This window comes from Cognataquiflexum rubidum, assembly GCF_022538115.1.
Lineage (GTDB): Bacteria > Bacteroidota > Bacteroidia > Cytophagales > Cyclobacteriaceae > Cognataquiflexum > Cognataquiflexum rubidum.
Window position 1 is genome coordinate 48,880 of sequence record NZ_JAKZAL010000010.1, and the last position, 18,816, is coordinate 67,695.

11 protein-coding genes are annotated in these 18,816 nt (G+C 42.6%); 9 read left to right on the forward strand and 2 right to left on the reverse strand.

From position 1 onward, the window contains the following. The first annotated feature begins 290 nt into the window (after positions 1-290). The 4 genes from MMU05_RS12150 (at position 291) to MMU05_RS12165 (ending at position 8,071) form a co-directional block, all read left to right on the forward strand. Positions 291-2,672, forward strand: a complete 2,382-nt coding sequence (locus MMU05_RS12150) for a DUF1549 domain-containing protein (protein ID WP_241141955.1) — start codon at positions 291-293, stop codon at positions 2,670-2,672. 323 nt (positions 2,673-2,995) lie between these two features. Beyond that, a complete protein-coding gene (locus MMU05_RS12155; RefSeq protein ID WP_241141956.1) occupies positions 2,996-4,426 on the forward strand; it encodes a DUF1501 domain-containing protein in 1,431 nt (476 codons plus the stop codon). A 139-nt stretch (positions 4,427-4,565) separates the two neighbouring features. After that, the gene (locus tag MMU05_RS12160) at positions 4,566-7,220 is read left to right on the forward strand and encodes a c-type cytochrome (protein ID WP_241141957.1); all 2,655 of its coding nucleotides are present in this window, start codon (positions 4,566-4,568) and stop codon (positions 7,218-7,220) included. Between the two features lie 131 nt (positions 7,221-7,351). Further along, on the forward strand, positions 7,352-8,071 hold the full coding sequence (locus tag MMU05_RS12165; RefSeq protein ID WP_241142051.1) for a 3-keto-disaccharide hydrolase: 720 nt from the start codon (positions 7,352-7,354) through the stop codon (positions 8,069-8,071). Between the two features lie 227 nt (positions 8,072-8,298). Here the strand turns inward: MMU05_RS12165 and MMU05_RS12170 are convergent, their stop codons facing one another. Next, positions 8,299-9,084 carry an NIPSNAP family protein gene (locus MMU05_RS12170; protein WP_241141958.1) on the reverse strand — a complete coding sequence of 262 codons (786 nt, stop codon included), beginning with the start codon at positions 9,082-9,084 and terminating at the stop codon, positions 8,299-8,301. Positions 9,085-9,417: 333 nt separating this feature from the next. On the opposite strand from MMU05_RS12170, the gene MMU05_RS12175 reads away from it, so the two are divergent. The 4 genes from MMU05_RS12175 (at position 9,418) to MMU05_RS12190 (ending at position 14,480) form a co-directional block, all read left to right on the forward strand. Continuing rightward, positions 9,418-10,497 (forward strand): aldose 1-epimerase family protein, encoded by a 1,080-nt coding sequence (locus MMU05_RS12175; protein ID WP_241141959.1) that lies wholly within the window; start codon positions 9,418-9,420, stop codon positions 10,495-10,497. A gap of 139 nt (positions 10,498-10,636) precedes the next feature. Further along, the gene (locus tag MMU05_RS12180) at positions 10,637-11,848 is read left to right on the forward strand and encodes a hypothetical protein (RefSeq protein ID WP_241141960.1); all 1,212 of its coding nucleotides are present in this window, start codon (positions 10,637-10,639) and stop codon (positions 11,846-11,848) included. Between the two features lie 223 nt (positions 11,849-12,071). Further along, complete coding sequence (locus MMU05_RS12185) at positions 12,072-13,103, forward strand: sugar phosphate isomerase/epimerase family protein (RefSeq protein WP_241141961.1); 1,032 nt, start codon at positions 12,072-12,074, stop codon at positions 13,101-13,103. A gap of 213 nt (positions 13,104-13,316) precedes the next feature. Beyond that, entirely contained in the window at positions 13,317-14,480 is a 1,164-nt protein-coding gene (locus MMU05_RS12190; RefSeq protein ID WP_241142052.1) for a Gfo/Idh/MocA family protein, read from the forward strand. A 66-nt stretch (positions 14,481-14,546) separates the two neighbouring features. Here the strand turns inward: MMU05_RS12190 and MMU05_RS12195 are convergent, their stop codons facing one another. Continuing rightward, complete coding sequence (locus MMU05_RS12195; RefSeq protein WP_241141962.1) at positions 14,547-15,152, reverse strand: DUF2911 domain-containing protein; 606 nt, start codon at positions 15,150-15,152, stop codon at positions 14,547-14,549. Positions 15,153-15,367: 215 nt separating this feature from the next. Here MMU05_RS12195 and MMU05_RS12200 point away from each other — a divergent pair, with 215 nt between their 5' ends. Then, positions 15,368-18,805, forward strand: coding sequence for a non-ribosomal peptide synthetase (locus MMU05_RS12200; RefSeq protein WP_241141963.1), 3,438 nt, complete (start codon positions 15,368-15,370; stop codon positions 18,803-18,805). Positions 18,806-18,816 lie beyond the last annotated feature (11 nt).

Consider the following 18,816-nt stretch of genomic DNA (forward strand, 5'->3'; position numbering starts at 1 on the left):
TGAGGGTTCTCTAGTGCTTTGGTGGTTTTTCGAATGTTAAAAGTTTTTTTTAATTCCCGCTTTTCTATCCTGTGTTGTCCTGTTTGAGGGAGGAACTCGATTGGTGAATTTCCCTTTAAGGTATAAACAGAGAATTCAAATAGCAAACAGGAATTGGCAGTCGGTAAAAAGCATTTTTGAATATTCTGTAGAAAAAGAGAAACGTGAAGGTACAGGATGGATTTTTATCTAAAAGAGAAGAAAATTAGGATTGAAATTTCATTATCAATTCAATTGCGTTAAATTTTAAGATGATTTCAGAAGGCTTTTGGCTTTGGCAGTTTTTGGGAAGGCTCCATCCTATGGTGGTGCATTTTCCTATTGCTTTGCTGCTTTTTGGTGCTATACTGGAATTGTTTACAATTGGCAAATTCCAATCCAAATTACGGCCCGGAATCAACCTGATGGTTATGGCAGGGGCTGCCTCCGTACTGATCGCGGCTGTCTTTGGTCTTTTGCTTGCCAACAATGAATCTGTGGAAGGCGAACTGCTTGATCTTCACCGATGGTTAGGAATTGGATCTGCCATTTTTAGTGTAGCTGTACTTTACTTTTTGAATCAGGTTGGGAAGAAAAACCAAACCGCAAAAATCAAAGCGTATCGGACAGTGCTATTTATAGCCGCATTTGGAGTCGCAATCTCAGGACATTTTGGAGCGTCGCTCACCCATGGAGAAGATTTTTTGACTGAAACTTTCCCTTGGAATAACAGCAATGCTTATGATTCCGGCAGTTTTGACTTGGCTGCTTACGAAAGTGGCGCATCGGGATTCAGTGCCGAAAAAGAAATGCAGTTGATTGGGGAAGTTAGGACTGTCTTGGCTCACAACTGCTACAAATGTCACAGCGGCGCAAAGACCGAAGGGGAATTGAGGTTGGATGAAAGGGAGTTTGTCTTCCAAGGGGGAGAATCAGGTGCTGTTATTTCACCCGGAGATCCTGATGAAAGTGAACTTTTCCGCAGGATCAACTTGCCAAAAAACCACAAAGATGTCATGCCCTCCAAAGGAAAACATTTGAGTAAGGAGGAAATTGACCTGATCGGTTTTTGGATTGCAAAAGGCGCACCTTGGCCCGATGGAGCCGCGCAAAAAAGCGTGTATCGGGTCGCTGAATTGGCACCAAGAAAACCAACACTCCCGCCTGCCACAGCAGGACTTGAAAATCCCATCGACCTTTGGGTGAATACTTATTTCGAAGAAAATGAGCTTACTTGGCAAGCACCTGTCGATGACAGAACTTACCTCCGCAGAATCTACCTCGATGTGGTAGGATTGGTTCCAAGCCCTGAAGAATTGGAATTGTTTACTACCGATTCCAATCCAGACAAAAGAGCGGTTTGGCTTCGCAAGCTGCTTGATAGAAACAATGACTACGCTACCCATTGGCTGACATTTTGGAATGATGCCTTGCGAAATGACTACACCGGAACCGGATACATCACCAATGGTCGCTACAACATTACCGATTGGCTCTACAAATCCCTGCAAACCAACAAGTCCTACGATGTTTTTGTCAAAGAATTATTGAATCCTACCGATGCTTCCAAAGGATTTATCGAGGGAATCAGGTGGAGAGGAACAGTCAATGCAAGCCAACGAACTGAAATGCAGGCCGCCCAAAATGTGGGTCAGGTGATCTTGGGACTCAACCTCAAATGTGCTTCCTGCCACGACAGCTTTATCAGCGATTGGAAATTGGAGGAGGCCTATGCCTTCGCAAATATTTTTGCGGACACCACTTTGGAAGTCAGCAGGTGCGAAAAACCGATCGGAAAATTGGCAAGTACCAAGATCCTTTGGGAAGAGCTTGGCGAGATGGACAGCAGCGCCACACGCGTAGAAAAGTTGAAGCAGTTATCAGAATACCTTGTCCAACCGGCCAACGGAAGAATGTACCGCACCATCGTCAACCGCATCTGGAAGCAGATGATGGGCCGCGGCATGGTCGAGCCCGTGGACGAAATGGACAATGAACCTTGGAGCCAAGACCTGTTGGATTGGCTCGCTTCGGATTTTGTAGAAAACAATTACGATCTCAAGGAATTGATTTTCCTGATTGGCACTTCCAAAATCTACCAATCGCCTTCATACGGAGTAAAAAGCCCGGACATCTTCCTAGCCGAGGATTATGTGTTTGCGGGAATGGTCCGGCGGAGGATGACTGCCGAGCAATTCTCTGATGCGGTCAGTCAGGTTTTCAGTCCAGTTTTTGAGGAAAAAGACCTCAAATACAATCCAAGTCAGCTTCTCACTGAGCAAAGTTCAGACATAAGCTATACTCGGGCTTCCTTGGTAGCAAACAACAGCTTTCTAACCGCTCTCGGTAGACCAAACCGGGAGATTGTTTCCACTAATCGGGATTCACAAGCAAGTTTGCTGCAGGCTTTGGAATTGACCAATGGAGAGCGATTGAACACCGTTTTGGAAAAGGGGGCAGCTCAATGGAAAGAAAAATACCAAGACGGGCCGACCATTATAAAGGAGGTTTACAACAAAGCATTGCTCCGAAAACCAAGCAAAAAGGAAAGTGAAATCGCATTGGCGGCTTTGGGAAACTCTCCGGATGTGGGTCAGATACAGGATTTCTTTTGGGCAATTGTATTATTACCTGAATTCCAATTGATCTATTAACTCAACTTTAAAAATTAAGAAAGAGATGTCGAATTGCAGATTTGATTCATCCATACCTTAGGGAAGTAAAAACAATTTTGAAGAATTACCAGCGAACTCACGTCCCTTTAGGGACAAAATATAGGTAGCAACAGTTCGATTATGGAGATTTCCCGTGCCTTTAGGTACGGAATATATGTTGTACCTAAAGGCACAAAATGGGCTTTATTGTCATCCGGTTCTACCCATATAAAATCCCTACGGGATTACTGATTAAATTAATCTTGAGAATTTAGAAGTTATTACAGAATTCAAAATACGAGAGAAAGAAAACAAATGGCAATATGAGAAACGACCTGAACAGAAGGGACTTTTTGAAAAAAACAAGCGCTGCCGCCATCGCCGCCATGGCTGCCGGTGCTCCTTTTGCAGGTTTGATGTCTTCTTGTAATTCCAAAATCTCCATTCCCGCGACTGCGGACACGGTCATATTGCTATTTATGGCAGGAGGGATGGCCCACACCGAAACCTTTGATCCCAAGAAACATACGCCATTCCGAAAAGGCATGCAATCCAGCGAAGTGCTGAGTACCTTCCCTTCCGTTCCAACTGTTTTGGACGGTATCCATTTTTCAGAAGGACTGGAATCAATCGGAAAAATCATGGACAAAGGTACCCTGATTCGCTCCTATGTTGCTGCAGACCTCGGGCATATCCTGCATACACGCCACCAATACCATTGGCATACCTGCTACGAACCGCCGCAATCGGTGGTCGTGCCACACCTCGGGTCATGGATTGCCAAAGAGTTGGGTCCGCTCAATCCTGTCATTCCTCCATTTATCAATATCGGTCAAAGGTTTACTGTCGGGGAAGGAGAAGAGTTGAAAGCATTTCACAGTGCGGGATTTCTTGGAAGTGAGTTTGGTCCTTTTCTCATACCTGATCCCACTTCCGGCTTGGAAAGCGTCAGGCCCCCGGTGGGAATGTCTACCAATAGGTTTGAGTCCCGAAACCAACTCTATGAAAACCTGATCAAAGAAAGTGCGATGGGGGAATTTGGCAGTGATTACCAAAAGGAATCCCTCAAAAGATCCATGGAACAAGCCTACATGCTCTTGAATTCTCCCGAGGCCAAAGCTTTTGACCTAACTCAGGAACCCAAGGAAAGTTACGACAAATACAACAATGGAAAATTTGGATTGGGTTGCCTTTTGGCAAAAAGACTGGTCGATCAGGGAGCGAGATTTATCAGTGTGACGACTGAATACGAACCATTTTTCGGTTGGGATACCCATGACAATGGCCATACCCGATTGAAGGACATGAAGAAAATGATTGATGCCCCGATAGCCCAATTGATCAAAGATCTGGATGAAAGCGGCAGGTTGGAACGCACGATGGTAATCGTTGCGAGTGAATTCAGCAGGGATATGCTTACAGAAGGCAGACCCGACCTAAAAGTATTGGATCAGGTTGAAGTTCCCGAAATCATCGAAGATATGAATAACTACGGCATGCACCGACATTTCACAGATGGATGCTCGGTGTTGATGTTTGGCGGAGGAATCAAAAGAGGTCATGTATTTGGTAAAACTGCCGATGAGCGCCCCTGCAAAACCATAGAAAATCCCATCAAAATAAATGACCTCCACCAAACGGTTTACCATGCCTTGGGCATTGCTCCGGACACGAATTACATCATCGAGCAGAGACCGTTCTACACCACACCGGACGGACATGGGAAAGCTGAAATGCAACTGCTGAAAGGGTAAGTCCAATATAAGACCCCAAAAGTATATCCATGAACGGTTTCACTTGAAAATCTAATTGAGTTAACTTGAAATGAAATTTCTATTACCATAAAACCCAATCAAACAACCATCAACCGAACAATTTCAATCCAAAAAAAATATGTCCTACTCCAAATTAACCTTTAAATTCCTGAGCCTTTTCTTGGTCACGGGAATTCTCTTTTCCTGCAACAAAGGGACGGAAGAAAGCAAACCCCTACACCCCAAAGTCGCCAAATTAAAGCTGCCTGAAGGCTTCAAAGCTGAACACATTTACAGTCCCGGAGAACACGAGCAGGGCTCTTGGGTCGGGATGACTTTTGACGACAAGGGTCGTATGATCGCTACAGACCAATATGGTGCTTTGTACCGCTTGGAAATCCCGGCGATCGGTTCTGACTCTTTGGCTCCTAAAGTGGAAAAACTGAAAATAGGCACCGGACCAGAGGACAAAATCGGGATGGGTTTTGCACAGGGTGTTCTTTTTGCCTTTAATAGCCTCTATGTCACCGTCAACCACAATGCGAATGAGGAATTTGAAAAAGGAACAGGACTTTATAGACTCCAGGATCTGGATGGTGATGACCAATACGAGCAAATTACGCTGCTAAAATCGCTTCAGGGCGAACCAGGAGAACATGGTCCGCACAGCATGATTTTGTCACCTGACAAGAAGTCGATATTTATTGTAGCAGGAAACCATGTGGATGTACCTGAAATGAATGCCTACAGAATCCCAAAGGTTTGGAATGAAGACAATGTATTTCCTGTGATCAAAGATCCCCGTGGACATGCCAACAGCAGAATGGCACCCGGAGGATGGATTGCTCAAATCGATCCTGAAGGGAAAAATTGGGAGCTCTTCAGCGTGGGTTTCAGAAATGCCTACGACATTGCTTTCAATGAATCCGGAGAATTGTTTACCTATGATTCGGACATGGAATGGGACTTTGGAATGCCTTGGTACAGACCCACCCGAATCTGCCATGTGACGAGCGGAAGTGAGTTTGGCTGGAGAACAGGCAACCAAAAATGGTCTCCAAATTATCCTGACAACTTGCCCGCTACATTGAACATCGGACAAGGTTCTCCCACCAACGTGATGTTTGGAACGGGTTCAAAATTCCCTGAGAAATACCAAAAAGCACTGTATACTTTTGATTGGAGTTTTGGGATTATTTATGCCGTTACGTTGACGCCATCAGGCGCTACCTATTCTGCTTCAGCCGAGGAATTTATTTCAGGTTCTCCGCTGGCACTGACCGACGGAGCAATCGGTCCTGACGGAGCGATGTATTTTATGACGGGAGGAAGAAGGTTGGAGTCTGATGTGTACCGGTTGTATTACGCGGGAGATGAAGAAACCGAAGTAAGCAGCTCATCAGCTGAAGTTCCTGAAGCCTTTCAAACAAGAAGAAAACTGGAAGAATTCCACACCGGCGGACCCAAAGCGGGTGCTGTGGATTTTGTCTGGCCTTACCTGAAGGATGAGGACAGGTTTATCCAATATGCGGCAAGGGTCGCTTTGGAACACCAACCCATCAGTGAATGGAAAGACAAAGCTTTGGCTGAAAAAGATCCAAAAATCCTTACCCAAACCATGATTGCCATGGCAAGACATGCTGACAAATCCCAGCAGCCACAGATGCTTCAGGCGTTGATGGGTGTAGATTATGGAAGTCTGAGCAATACCGATAAGCAAAACCTGATCCGTGCTTTTGAACTGACGCTGTTCAGACAGGGCGTCCCTGCCGGAGATTTAAATTCTCAGCTAGTGGCTTATCTGAATCCTAATTTCCCTTCAAATGACAATCACCTTGACAGGGCCTTGAGTAAAGTCTTGGTCTACATCGATGCACCTGATGCCGTTTCAAAAAGCATTGCTTTGTTGAAAACCGCCAAAGACGATGCGGATTATCAGAAGACATTTACTTCTTCTTCGGATTTGATCTTGAGAAATCCCCAATACGGATTGGACATCGCAGAGATGCTCTCAAGTGTCCCTCCTGCCCAACAATCTTATTTGGCTACGGTTTTGGGAAATGCCAAAGCCGGATGGACACCGGAATTGCGTGAAGAATATTTCACCTGGATCCACGATGCCTTTCAATACAAAGGAGGCGTAAGCTACGTTGGATTTGTGGACAGGGCCAGAAAAATGGCTTTGACACATGTGCCCAAATCTGATTTTGAGAAATACAATGAAATGTCCGGGGCATCCTTGCTTACCGGGAGTGGCAATGACCTTATTGTCAGCGATGTGCAGCCTGTCGGTCCGGGAAAAAGATGGACTGTAGAGGAAGCATTACCGCTTATGGCAGATCTCAAAGGAAGGGATTTGGTCAAAGGAAAAGCCATGTACGCCGCTACTTTATGTCAATCCTGCCACACGATGAAGGGTGAAGGAGGAATTATCGGTCCCGATCTCACACAGTTGGGAACGAGGTTTTCAGCAAAAGACATCCTAGATGCGACCATCAATCCAAACAATACCATATCCGACCAATATGCAGCTACCATTTTCTATATAGCTGACGGAAGTTCGGTTTTGGGTAAACTGACCGATGAGGATGCGGACAAATATTTCATTTCCCAAAACCCATTTGCTCCGGATATGATCAGGGAGATCGCCAAAAAAGATGTGAAGAGTAAGAAACTTTCCGATATCTCAGTCATGATGCCGGGGATGATCAACAGGCTCAATGAGGAAGAGTTGAAAGACTTGATGGCTTACCTGATCTCAGGCGGGAATGCCGACCATGAGGTTTATAAATAACAAGTGATATTTTCCATATTTAATCTAAAAACCAAATGAAAAAGTCAGCCTTTTGGCAAAATACTTTTCCAGTGATGACCCTTGTTATTATCGGGTTGGCAGGATGCAACAATCCTGCCCACAATACCGAAATGAAAAGCGGGGAAACGGGTATGGTCCCGCCAACTACAGCTCCTGAACCTACCGGTTTTGTCTCCATCTTTGATGGAAAAAGTCTCTCAGGATGGGAAGGCGATTCGACTTATTGGCGGGTAGAGGACGGTAATATTGTAGGTGAAATTACGCCTGAGACCATTCTTGACGCAAATTCCTTTTTGATTTGGCAAGGCGGTGAACCGTCGGATTTTGAACTCAAACTTGAGGTCAATATCACCAAGGAAGGCAATTCCGGTATCAATTACCGGAGCGAAAGATTCACAGAGCTTCCTTTTGCATTGCGCGGCTATCAGTCAGATATTGATGGCAATAATGCTTACACCGGTCAAAACTACGAAGAAAGAAAGCGCACCACTTTGGCATACATCGGGCAGAAAACCACCATCGATGTCCAAACTCCGGCAGGTGAGTTAAGGGATAACATTGAAAGAAATGCTTGGAAAGGCCTTCGCGTTACCGAAGAATTGGGAGATGCGGATTCCCTGAGGACATTGATCAAAAGCGGAGATTGGAATATGATCCACCTTGTGGTCCAAGGTAATGTAATGAAACACTTTGTCAATGGCGTATTGATCAGTGAAGTGGTAGATGAAGATACAGTCAATAGAAGTATGAAGGGGCTTTTGGGAATTCAGGTCCATGTCGGTCCTCCGATGCAGGTCAAATTCCGGAATATCCAATTGAAGGAGCTTTAAGTTTCATAGTCATCCGCTTCTTTAAAAGAAACCCAATATTTCTCTTCAGACAGGACGGAAGACGGAAGTCGGAATCCCGATGGCTATCGGGACGATGTACCGGACATTTTGGTCTTCTGCCATGATTTAAGCTGATTTATCATTTTACTTGCATGATTTTTATAAAATTAAAAAAGGTCCAATATGATAAAACATGTTGGACCTTTTTATTTCACCACTATCAAATTCTAAATGTCCGAATACTCTGTCGGATAAAGCAGTCGGGTATCATTTTTGGAAACCGTATTTTGGTATTCCTCCATCACTTTCATCCTGTCCCAATCAGGGTCTGATCCAAAGGCTTTCCATTTTGCATCCCTTGATTCTATGTTGGGAAATGTTGTCATGTACATCAAATTCGGCATTTGGGCACCTGCCAATGTCTCAGCAAAAAAAACAGGATTGAAATCTAATTTTAGGAAAATGTCAATTTCTCCCTCATTGAACATTTTTACTTTCTGTCTATACAATCTTTCTGTGGCGGCCTCATAACTTCTCAATTCATATATTCTGTCTTTCTTAGGCCCCACCACCTTTGATTCAGTAAATCTTGGCGCTCCAGAAAAAGCCTGCAACAGCGAAGTTTCCATTCTTTTGTAAGGTGGATTATTATGGGGAGCATTGATGTAGTCTTTCCCTGCTCCAAGGTAAGTTGCATCGCTATCCAATTTGGATTGAAGGCCAACATATTCCTTCATTGACTTGTATGGGATCCATATGTAGATTTTTTTGCCAGCATCAGGTTGGCTTGCAATCGGTTTGAAAACCCCGACTTTGTCTATACCATTTCTATGCAAGGCAGGCAGCAAAGCATTTTGCAAATAATTGTCAATCTGGCTTTCTTGACTTTTGTTTTCGATATGGTAAATCCTCAATTCATAATAATCCCTTTTTTTGCTTTGGGCAGAAAGATCCAAAACAATAAAGAAGCAAATGATCCAAAAAAGGACCGGAAGTAATGTTTTGATTTTCATGGGCTTTTAGGTTTATAGCTGTTTGAATGTACTGAAATCCCCATTTGGATAAGTAAGTAATTGATGATAAGCAGGAGAATTTTATAAATGGATAAAAATTTATAAAATGACTAAGGTACTTTTTGGTTCATCATTTCATCAGGATAAAATCCACAGGATTATCTTGGAATATTCTGGATATCCGGAGTTTTTCTGACGGGAAAAATTTAATGATGGCTTTTTTGAGAGTTTTAAATGGTTAATTTTAAGGGAGATAAATTTCATGCCTGACAGAACAGGATACTGACAAAGATTTCAGATGATAAATTGAATTTTGAATATCTTACCTGATTTATGAGCGATTTGAATGAGCTAAAGAAGTCCTTTTGGAAAGACAAAATCTCCAACTTCAAGCAATTGGGTGGGATCGAAACTTCCGTTTTGGACAATGGATTGGGGAAAGGAGTTCGGATCGCCTGGATCAATACCGGAACAGGCCTGAGATATAAAGTGGTACTTGACAGAGGAATGGACATCGCCGATGCCTTCTTCAATGCACACAGCCTTGCTTGGATCAGCCATGCAGGAGTTACTTCTCCCCAACCATTCTCCAATAAAGGGATAGATTGGCTGAGGACATTTGGAGGAGGACTATTGACCACTTGCGGTCTATCGCATGTTGGGGGTCCCGAATCTGATGAATCTGGAAATAGAGGATTACATGGAAATGCGAGTAATATCCCGGCAGAAATCACATCCATCATTCAACCTGATCCACTTAATGGAAACATGGAAATGAGCATTACCGGTATCATCCGGGAGACTACCTGCTTTGGCCCTTCATTGGAAATGAAAAGAACCATTTCAGGCGTTTTGGGAGAGCCTGTTATCAAGGTCAGGGATGAAATTTCTAACCATGGAAATACTCCCGCTCCCCACATGTTGCTTTATCATCTGAACTGCGGTTGGCCGCTGATTGATGAAGGAACAGATATCGTTTGGGAAGGAAAATGGAATTCAATTGACAACGATCCGAACAACAGGATTTTCAACCCAAACAATAACTTCAAAAAATGTCCTGCTCCGATGGATGCCCATGCGGGATTTGGCGAAGATGTAGCCTTTATTAATCCCAAAGCCGATGAAAACGGGAAAAGCACCTGCGGATTTGTCAACCGAAAGCTTGGAATCGGACTTTCCCTGACCTTCAATAAGAATCAATTGCCTTGGCTGATCAACTGGCAGCATTGGGGCAAAGGTGAATATGTGACTGCCCTTGAACCCGCTACCAACCCACCTATCGGGCAAAGCGGTGCAAGGAAAAACGACACTTTGATCCTTTTGGAACCCAAACAAAAAAGAATCTATGACTTGGAAATAAGGGTTTTGTCAGGAGATAATGTGATTGCAGAATTCACCAATATAAATGAATGAATATGTATTGAATTTCCGCGAACCTCAAAGTATAACTGCGCAAATAATATCTATTAATATCCCGTATCAATAAATATCTGAAAGAATAAAAAGATTAAGATTAATAAATTTAGCACCAACCCAATAACCAATAACAACAATGAGTTTGGCAAAAAAAGCATTAGACCAAGGAGAAGGAATTCTGAGATTGACCCCGACATGGGTTCCACGTTCTTTTTGTGTTCCAGGAAGGCGGATCAAACTCCATCCTGACGATTATTACGCACTTGGGGGAGCTCGTGGGGGAATTGATGAACGTTGGTTTTCCTCGACAACTGCTGCCCAAAACGGACCTTTAACCAGTAAAAATGAAGGACTCAGCCACATCGCCTTTGAAGACGGTGGCAAAACTGAGCTTTTTTTGTTGAAAGATGCCATAGCCGAACTCGGTTCCCAAATCATCGGCGATAGGCTTTGGGACAAATACAAATCATGGCCGATGTATTCCAAATTTTTTGACAATATGGGCCCGCTACCCCACCATATCCATCCGAGTGATGAATTCGGGGCGCTGACCGGACAAAACGGTAAGCCAGAAGCTTATTATTTTCCACCGCAGGTGAATAACCACGGCGGGGATTTTCCATATACTTTCTTCGGAATTGCACCGGGGACATCTAAAGAAACTATCCTTGAGTGTCTGAAAAATTTCAATAAAGGCGACAATAAGATTACCAATTATTCACAGGCATTCCGACTACAACCCGGAACAGGTTGGGATGTGCCTCCAGGAATGCTGCATGCACCGGGAAGTTTGTGTACCTATGAACCACAAAAAGCTTCTGATATTTTTGCCATGTACCAATCTTTGGTCAATGAAGCCATCATTCCTGACGAACTCCTATGGAATGCCACTCCAAAAGACCGAATCGGAGATTATGAGCTGCTTTTGGAGATGATCGATTGGGATTTGAATGTCAATCCAAACCTGATGGATAACCACTACATGGAACCAAAGCCTGTGCATGATACTAAGAAAATGCATGCTGCAGGATACCATGAATCTTGGATTTGCTATCGCTCCCACGATTACAGTGCCCAAGAGCTGACCGTTTTCCCGGGTCAAACTGTAACCATCACCGACAATGCCGCTTACGGCATGATCATGATGCAGGGCCATGGAAAAATGGGGGCTTGGGATATCGAAACCCCAGCCTTGATCCGGTTTGGACAGTTGACCCATGACGAATATTTCGTCAGCGAAAAAGCCGCTTTGGCCGGTGTCAAAATCACAAACCATTCAAAGACCGATCCCATTGTCATGTTGAAGCATTTCGGCCCTGACAATCCGGATTTGAAACTTAGAAATTGAATTTTGGTTACGTCATTCTGAACCGAAGCTTGCGTAGGTGAAGAATCTCATTTAAAGTGGAGACCCTTCACTACGTTCAGGGTGACGTAAAAAAGTATAAGTATCAAGTAAAAAGAGGCAAGATACTAGAGCCTAGAAGCGAGAAAAAGCTAGGATTCCAAGATCAGTTAACCAGTTAATCAAATAACCATTAAACATCCATTTACAAATAACCAAAACAACCATGTCCCAAAATAACTATCCAAAACTACACAATGCGACTTGGCCGGGTATTGTGGGGAAAGGCCCCGACTCAGAGCCAATCATTTCATTTGATGACATGCTGCAATCCACCGCCGCCGCAGAAGTCAACGGGGTAAAGTTTGACGGTATTGATATCGGACTTTTTGATCCACATATTGATCTGGATATGTCTGATGACGGTATCAAGAGATTGGCAGAAAAAGTGCAGAAACTTAACCTGAATATCGGAAGCCTTGTTGCTCCGATCTGGGGTGGGCCCGCTATGGGAAGTAAGGAAGACCGTGCGCTTTTTGTGGAAATGGTCCGAAAATCATGTGTTTTCGGTCAAAAACTCAAAGACCTTGGTGTGAGACCTTACGGAATAGTAAGAATCGATTCGGCTAGCAGTGTTGAAAACTGGGCAAAGGACCCGATAAACAATACCAAACTGATTGCACAGACATTCAGGGAAGCCTGTGATGTGGCTGCGGATTTTGGAGAAAAACTCGCTGCCGAAGGTGAAATCTGTTGGGGAGGCATGCACAGTTGGAGGGCGATGGTGGACACCCTTGACCAAACCAACAGGCCAAATATCGGATTTCAGGCAGATATGTCCCATACTTTCCTTTACATGTTGGGTTACAACAGTCCTGATGACAGGATTCTACCAAAGAACTTTGACTGGAATGACAGGGAAACATTGGATGAGGCATTCAAAAAATTGACAAAAGCACTTCGACCTTGGACCATAGATTTCCATGTGGCACAAAATGACGGGACAGTTTTCGGTTCGGGTTCGCATGACAAAACAGGCAGACATTGCCTTGCTAATGATCCAAATGGCAAACTTGACATTGCTAGAGACGCAGGCCATTGGCTACGAAATGCAGACGGCGTGCTGACCAAAGCTTTCCAGCATATTTGTTGGGATGGCTGTATGTTTCCCAATGCCGTGATGGGCAATCAGCAGACTTGGAACGACATCCTTGCCAAAATGATCGAGGTGCGCAATGCACATGGATGGGTTGGGTAAGGAGGAAGTGGGAATTACGAAGTAGGTAGGAGGTAGGAGGTAAAAGGTAAGAGGTAAAAGGTTGGAAGTAAGAAGTTTGAAGTGGGAAGTATTAAGGAGGATTTGAAATCCTTTTCAACTTTAAAACATTGCAACTTTTAAACTTTCTAACCCTTTGAATCTTCCAATTTTTCAATTTTGAAATTTTCAAATCTTTAAATCTTTAAATCCAAAATAATGAGCAAAAAACATATAAGAATCGGACTCATAGGAACGGGCTTGATGGGTAGAATTCACACCAACGCCTATAAGCGCATCCCTGACTTTTTTCCTGAATTTGAATACCTGCCAGTATTGCAGGCTGTATGCGCAAGGAGGGAAGATAAGGTCAAGGCCTTTGCTGAACAGTGGGGCTATGCATCATACGAAACAGATTGGAAGAAAATCATTGAGAGAGCCGACATTGATGCTGTGGATATTTGTACGCCCAACGCTTTTCATGCCGAAATAGCGATAGCGGCAGCTGCTGCCGGAAAGATGATCCTTTGTGAAAAACCGCTCTCCAAAACTTTGGAGGAAGGCGAAAAAATGGTCAAAGCAGCAGAAAAGGCAGGCATTGCCAATACTGTTTGGTACAACTATAGAAAAGTCCCGGCAGTGACTTTGGCCAAGCAAATCGTCGACTCGGGAAAACTGGGAAAAATATTCCATTACCGCGCCAATTTCCTCCAGGACTGGACAATCAATCCCGAACTGCCGCAAGGTGGAGATGGGCTCTGGAGATTGGATGTAGACGCTGCAGGTTCGGGGGTGACCGGAGACTTGTTGGCGCATTGCATCGATACAGCGATGTGGCTTAACGGCGGCATCAAAGATGTGTCAGCCATGACCGAAACTTTCGTCAAAGAAAGGGTTCATCAGGGAAGCGGACAGGTTCAGAAAGTCGGCATTGACGATGCATGTATTTTTCATTGCCACTTTGACAATGGATCTCTTGGGCTTTTTGAGGCCACAAGATATGCAAGGGGACACAAAGCCCTTTATACCTTTGAAATAAACGGGGAACATGCCTCGATCAGATGGGATTTACACGACATGAACTGGCTGGAATATTTTGACCATAAAGATGACCCGCATGTCAGGGGATGGAGAAAAATCCACATCACCGAAGGCGAGCAACCTTACATGAAGAGGTGGTGGATTCCCGGAACTAGTATCGGGTATGAGCATTCTTTCATCCATCATGCAGCTGATTTTTTCCATAGCTTGGAAACCGGAAAACCCTGCTCACCGACTTTCAAAGATGCCTACGAAACCCAAAAAGTCTGTCAGGCAGTCCTTGACTCCGCAGCCTCAAAAAGCTGGAAAGATACCGGAGTGGAATGGACAGAGAAGTAAACCAAAAGAGCATAAAAAAACCTCTATAAAGGAGGTTTTTTATTTTTTAGGCGGTTGAATGGTCTATTAAAAAGCTCCTTTGAAGCCTTCCATTTTTTGGTCAACCTGAGTGTCCACCATAAATGACAACCTCACTTTATCCCAAGCCATAGTGACTTTGGCTACCTTGTTGTTTTCCGCAGAAATGGCATAGGAAAGTCTTTCCTGAGAATCAGCAGCCATCATTGGGGTTACTTTGATGGTAGCAGCATCATCTTTGGCAACTGCTTCTTCGTCAATTTTCCCATCTTTCATATAAGCAAATACAGAATTGCCTTTCCCATTTAGGTGAACAGTCCACTCGCCCGAGGCCATTGGTGTGATGAAAATGGAATATTTACCGGCACGAAGATTTTTACCACCAACGCTTACGCCTGTGCTGAATTCAATGATGGTGGTGGCATTGGCACCTGCTCTCCAAGTAACCCCATACTTTTCGATTTCCCCAAAAATCTTCCTTCCTTTCAGAGCGGGAGAGGAATAGTCAATGCTGATTTTGGTGAAACCAACATTTTGGAACACAAAGGCTGCAGGGCTGGCAGCAGGGGACTGAAGTTGTGCATGAGACTGCACTGTAGCTGCCAAAAACAACATCAAGGTTAATGCAAAGAAATAGATTCTGGTGTTTTTCATAGTTATATAATTTGGATTTAAAGAAATTGCGAGTGAAGATACGATAAGGTTGGCTTCCATTTATTCTTTTTTCATGAAAATTAACCTCTATAATTATTCTACGTTGACATCCTTATTAAAATATCTCATCGGACCGGCAAAAAGAACGTTTAAATCAAATTTCCTTTTGTAATTTTCCATAAATAATTCAATATTTCCTTTTTTGCGTAATAATTATGTCTTTTAAAAACAATACTTTCAAACAAATCACGGAAGATAAGATTACAGAAACAATCAAGTTTTGGCGAACAAAATTAGAAAGTGTTGAACCGCTTCGGTTGCCTTTTGATTTTACCAAGAATGAAGGAAATGGTAACAACAGAGCTACTTTTCATTTTTCCATTGATTCAATTTTTTCAGCTCAATTAAATAAAATTCAAAAACATCCTAATGAAACACTTGCAATAAAACTTTTAGCTGCCTACAAAATCCTTCTGTACAGGTGGAGTGGGCAAGATATCTTCAGTGTAGGTATCCTGGAAAGAAGGATCGAACAACAAGAGCAAAATCAAAAAATTAATTTCACTGAAAATATCACACCAATACCTACCCAGATCGAAACTGAATTGGATTTTAAAAACTTGGTTACCAATATTCACGATTTTGTGGGAGAAGCTGAAGAATTTCAAGAAGTGTCATATGACAGTCTCTTAAATTACTTGGGCAATGAAAATGATATAGGTCAAAATCCTAATTTCAAGGCTCTTTTTGAGTTTAAGCAAGAATCAGATAATCACTTTGAGATAGACAGATCAGATTTGGCCGAAGGTATTTATCAAAGATATTCTGCAAAGTGTGACATATTTTTGGGCCTCACTTTAACCCCAGATGGTATAAAGGGTGTAATAGATTACAATTCTGATTTATTTAAAAAGGAAACCATTTCTGATTTTTCTTACCAATACAGAAAACTTCTTAAATCTATTTCTGAAAATTCTTCCTTACCCTTGGGGTTGTTAAAAATCCTTTCCCCAGAAGAGGAAAATGAGCTCTTGTATTCATTTAATCCCCAAATAAAATCATCACCCCATAACATTACCATCCTGGATCTCTTTAATAATCAGGTAAGAAAAAAGCCTGATGATATCGCTGTTGATTTTGAAAAGAAGCAACTGACATATAGAGAACTTGATTTCAAATCCAATCAGCTTGCTAATTACCTTCTTAGCAAAGGAATTAAACCCGAAAGTTTGATTCCGATATGTCTTGACCGTTCCCTTGAAATGATCATCGGTATTTTTGGAATATTAAAAGCAGGTGGGGCTTATGTACCGATTGACCCGACTTATCCAGACGAAAGAATAGAGTTTGTTTTTTCTGATACCCATGCAGAAACGATTCTTACCACCTCGGACCTAAAATCTAAGCTTCAAAAGGCAAAAGGAGTTATCCAATTGGATGAAGATTGGCCTGAAATAGAAAAGATGCCAGATGAATTAATTTCATTAGACATCCGACAAAACCATTTGGCCTATGTTATTTACACCTCAGGGTCTACCGGAAAACCGAAGGGGGTAATGATTGAACACAAGGGTTTCGCGGCCTCCACTTTAGCAAGAAAATCTTATTACGGCAATTTGGGAACAGTTTTGCTGATTCCTTCATTTGCCTTTGATTCATCCGTTGCTGTGATATTTGGGACATTGACCACTGGTGGGAAATTGATTTTATGTAAAAGTGAGCTAATCAAAAACCCATTTCATATAAAAGAACTCCTGCACGAGACTGAAGCTATCCTCTGTGTGCCTTCCTATTACAGATTTTTGTTGGAAGAGGAATTGCTTGCTCATTCCAGTCTATCCCATGTAATAGTAGCGGGAGAAAACCTAGATAGGTCATTGGTGAAACTTCATTTTGAAAAATCGGGAAGTGCTGCTCTTTATAATGAATATGGGCCCACAGAATGTACCGTATGGGCTTCCGTTGCCCAAATCAAATCTCCGAATGAAAAAGTGACCATCGGCAAACCGATAGATTATTCAAAAATTTATATCCTTAACAAAGACAACCAACTCAATCCGGTAAATGTCACCGGAGAACTCTGCATAGCAGGTGAAACAGTAAGCCGGGGATATCTAAATCTTCGGAAACTTACCGCGGAGAAGTTTGTAATAAATCCATTCAATAAAGATGGGGATGCTAAAATGTACCGTACAGGCGATCTTGCCAGGTGGCTTCCTGATGGTAATATCGAGTATTTGGGAAGGATTGATGACCAGGTCAAAATCAGGGGATACCGAATAGAATTAGGGGAGATTGAATCCACCATCAATAGCATGCCCGGGATTAAAGAATCAGCAGTGATATTGAGGGAGGATGTGCCGGGACAAAAACAATTGGTTGGATATGTGGTAAGTCAGGAACCTCTGCATACATTAATTCAGGAGGATTGGATTTACGAAATACGAAAAGGACTGCAGCAGAAATTGCCAAACTATATGGTACCCGGTAAGATTGTTTTATTGGAGTATCTTCCTCTGACTGCCAATAATAAAATTGACAAAAAAAATCTACCCATACCATTAGAAAATAGCTCTCCAAAGATAGCCCCATCAACAAATCTAGAAAAGTCAATTTCTAAAGTTTGGTGCAAAACTTTGAAGAGGGATCAAATTGACATCAATGCCGACTTTTTTGAAATGGGGGGAAATTCCCTCCTGGCAGTTAAGGTAATATCGCTGCTGGAAAAAGAAATAGGTTCAAAACTCTCTATTAACCAGATATTCAAACATCCGAATATATCGGACTTGGCAAAAGCAATAGTAAACAGCAGACTAGATCCGGTGGGTTTGAACTTATTATTGGCCGTTAAACCCACGGGAAGCAAACCACCCTTATATATCGTCCATGGAATAGGATCGTCTGCATCTATTTATTTCAGATTGGCAAAATTCGTGGACGATGACCAGCCTATTTATGGCTTTCAGCCAAAAGGTTTGGACGGGGTTGAGGTACCCGATAGTTCCGTTGAAGATATGGCTACTTATTATATTTCCCTGATGGTTAAGCAAAATCCTGACGGCCCTTACAATTTATCCGGCTATTGCTTTGGCGGATGTGTCGCTTATGAGATGGCCAAGCAGCTGCAATTGATGGGGAAAAAAGTTGATAAGCTTATTTTGTTTGATACAGCTGCAACAGAATACAAGGAAAAACTTTCACAAGTTGAAAAAATAAAACTTCGGATTAACAACTTCATAACTCAAGTAAACTTTGCCGTGAACGAACCTCAGGCATATTTTGAAAAAAAGACAAGATCTCTAGAACGTAAAATAGATTCGATATTTGGTAAAATTAACTTAAAACCAAAATTACAATTGGTGAATGAATCCACAAGTAGCCTAGATACAATCACAAAAAACAATTTCAAGATCCTAGATAAATACAGGTTGGTTCCTTACAATGGCCAGGTGTATTTATTTCGGGCAAAAACCAGGTTGTTTTATGTCGAAGAGCCAAAATTTTATGGCTGGGTGCCATTTGTACAAAAAGTCAATGTGGTAAATATTGGCGGGCACCACGACAATATTTTCCAAAAACCTGAAATCTTAAAAGATATGGCTGAAAAAACCCAAAAAATACTTGATGAAAAATCTGGTTCAAATCCGTCATAATAAATTGATAT

Coding starts and splice junctions, on each gene's coding strand:
- MMU05_RS12165 (WP_241142051.1), top strand. CDS start 7,352: ATGAAAAGCGGGGAAACGGGTATGGTCCCGCCAACTACAGCTCCTGAA.
- MMU05_RS12175 (WP_241141959.1), top strand. CDS start 9,418: ATGAGCGATTTGAATGAGCTAAAGAAGTCCTTTTGGAAAGACAAAATC.
- MMU05_RS12180 (WP_241141960.1), top strand. CDS start 10,637: ATGAGTTTGGCAAAAAAAGCATTAGACCAAGGAGAAGGAATTCTGAGA.
- MMU05_RS12155 (WP_241141956.1), top strand. CDS start 2,996: ATGAGAAACGACCTGAACAGAAGGGACTTTTTGAAAAAAACAAGCGCT.
- MMU05_RS12160 (WP_241141957.1), top strand. CDS start 4,566: ATGTCCTACTCCAAATTAACCTTTAAATTCCTGAGCCTTTTCTTGGTC.
- MMU05_RS12185 (WP_241141961.1), top strand. CDS start 12,072: ATGTCCCAAAATAACTATCCAAAACTACACAATGCGACTTGGCCGGGT.
- MMU05_RS12200 (WP_241141963.1), top strand. CDS start 15,368: ATGTCTTTTAAAAACAATACTTTCAAACAAATCACGGAAGATAAGATT.
- MMU05_RS12150 (WP_241141955.1), top strand. CDS start 291: ATGATTTCAGAAGGCTTTTGGCTTTGGCAGTTTTTGGGAAGGCTCCAT.
- MMU05_RS12170 (WP_241141958.1), bottom strand. CDS start 9,084: ATGAAAATCAAAACATTACTTCCGGTCCTTTTTTGGATCATTTGCTTC.
- MMU05_RS12195 (WP_241141962.1), bottom strand. CDS start 15,152: ATGAAAAACACCAGAATCTATTTCTTTGCATTAACCTTGATGTTGTTT.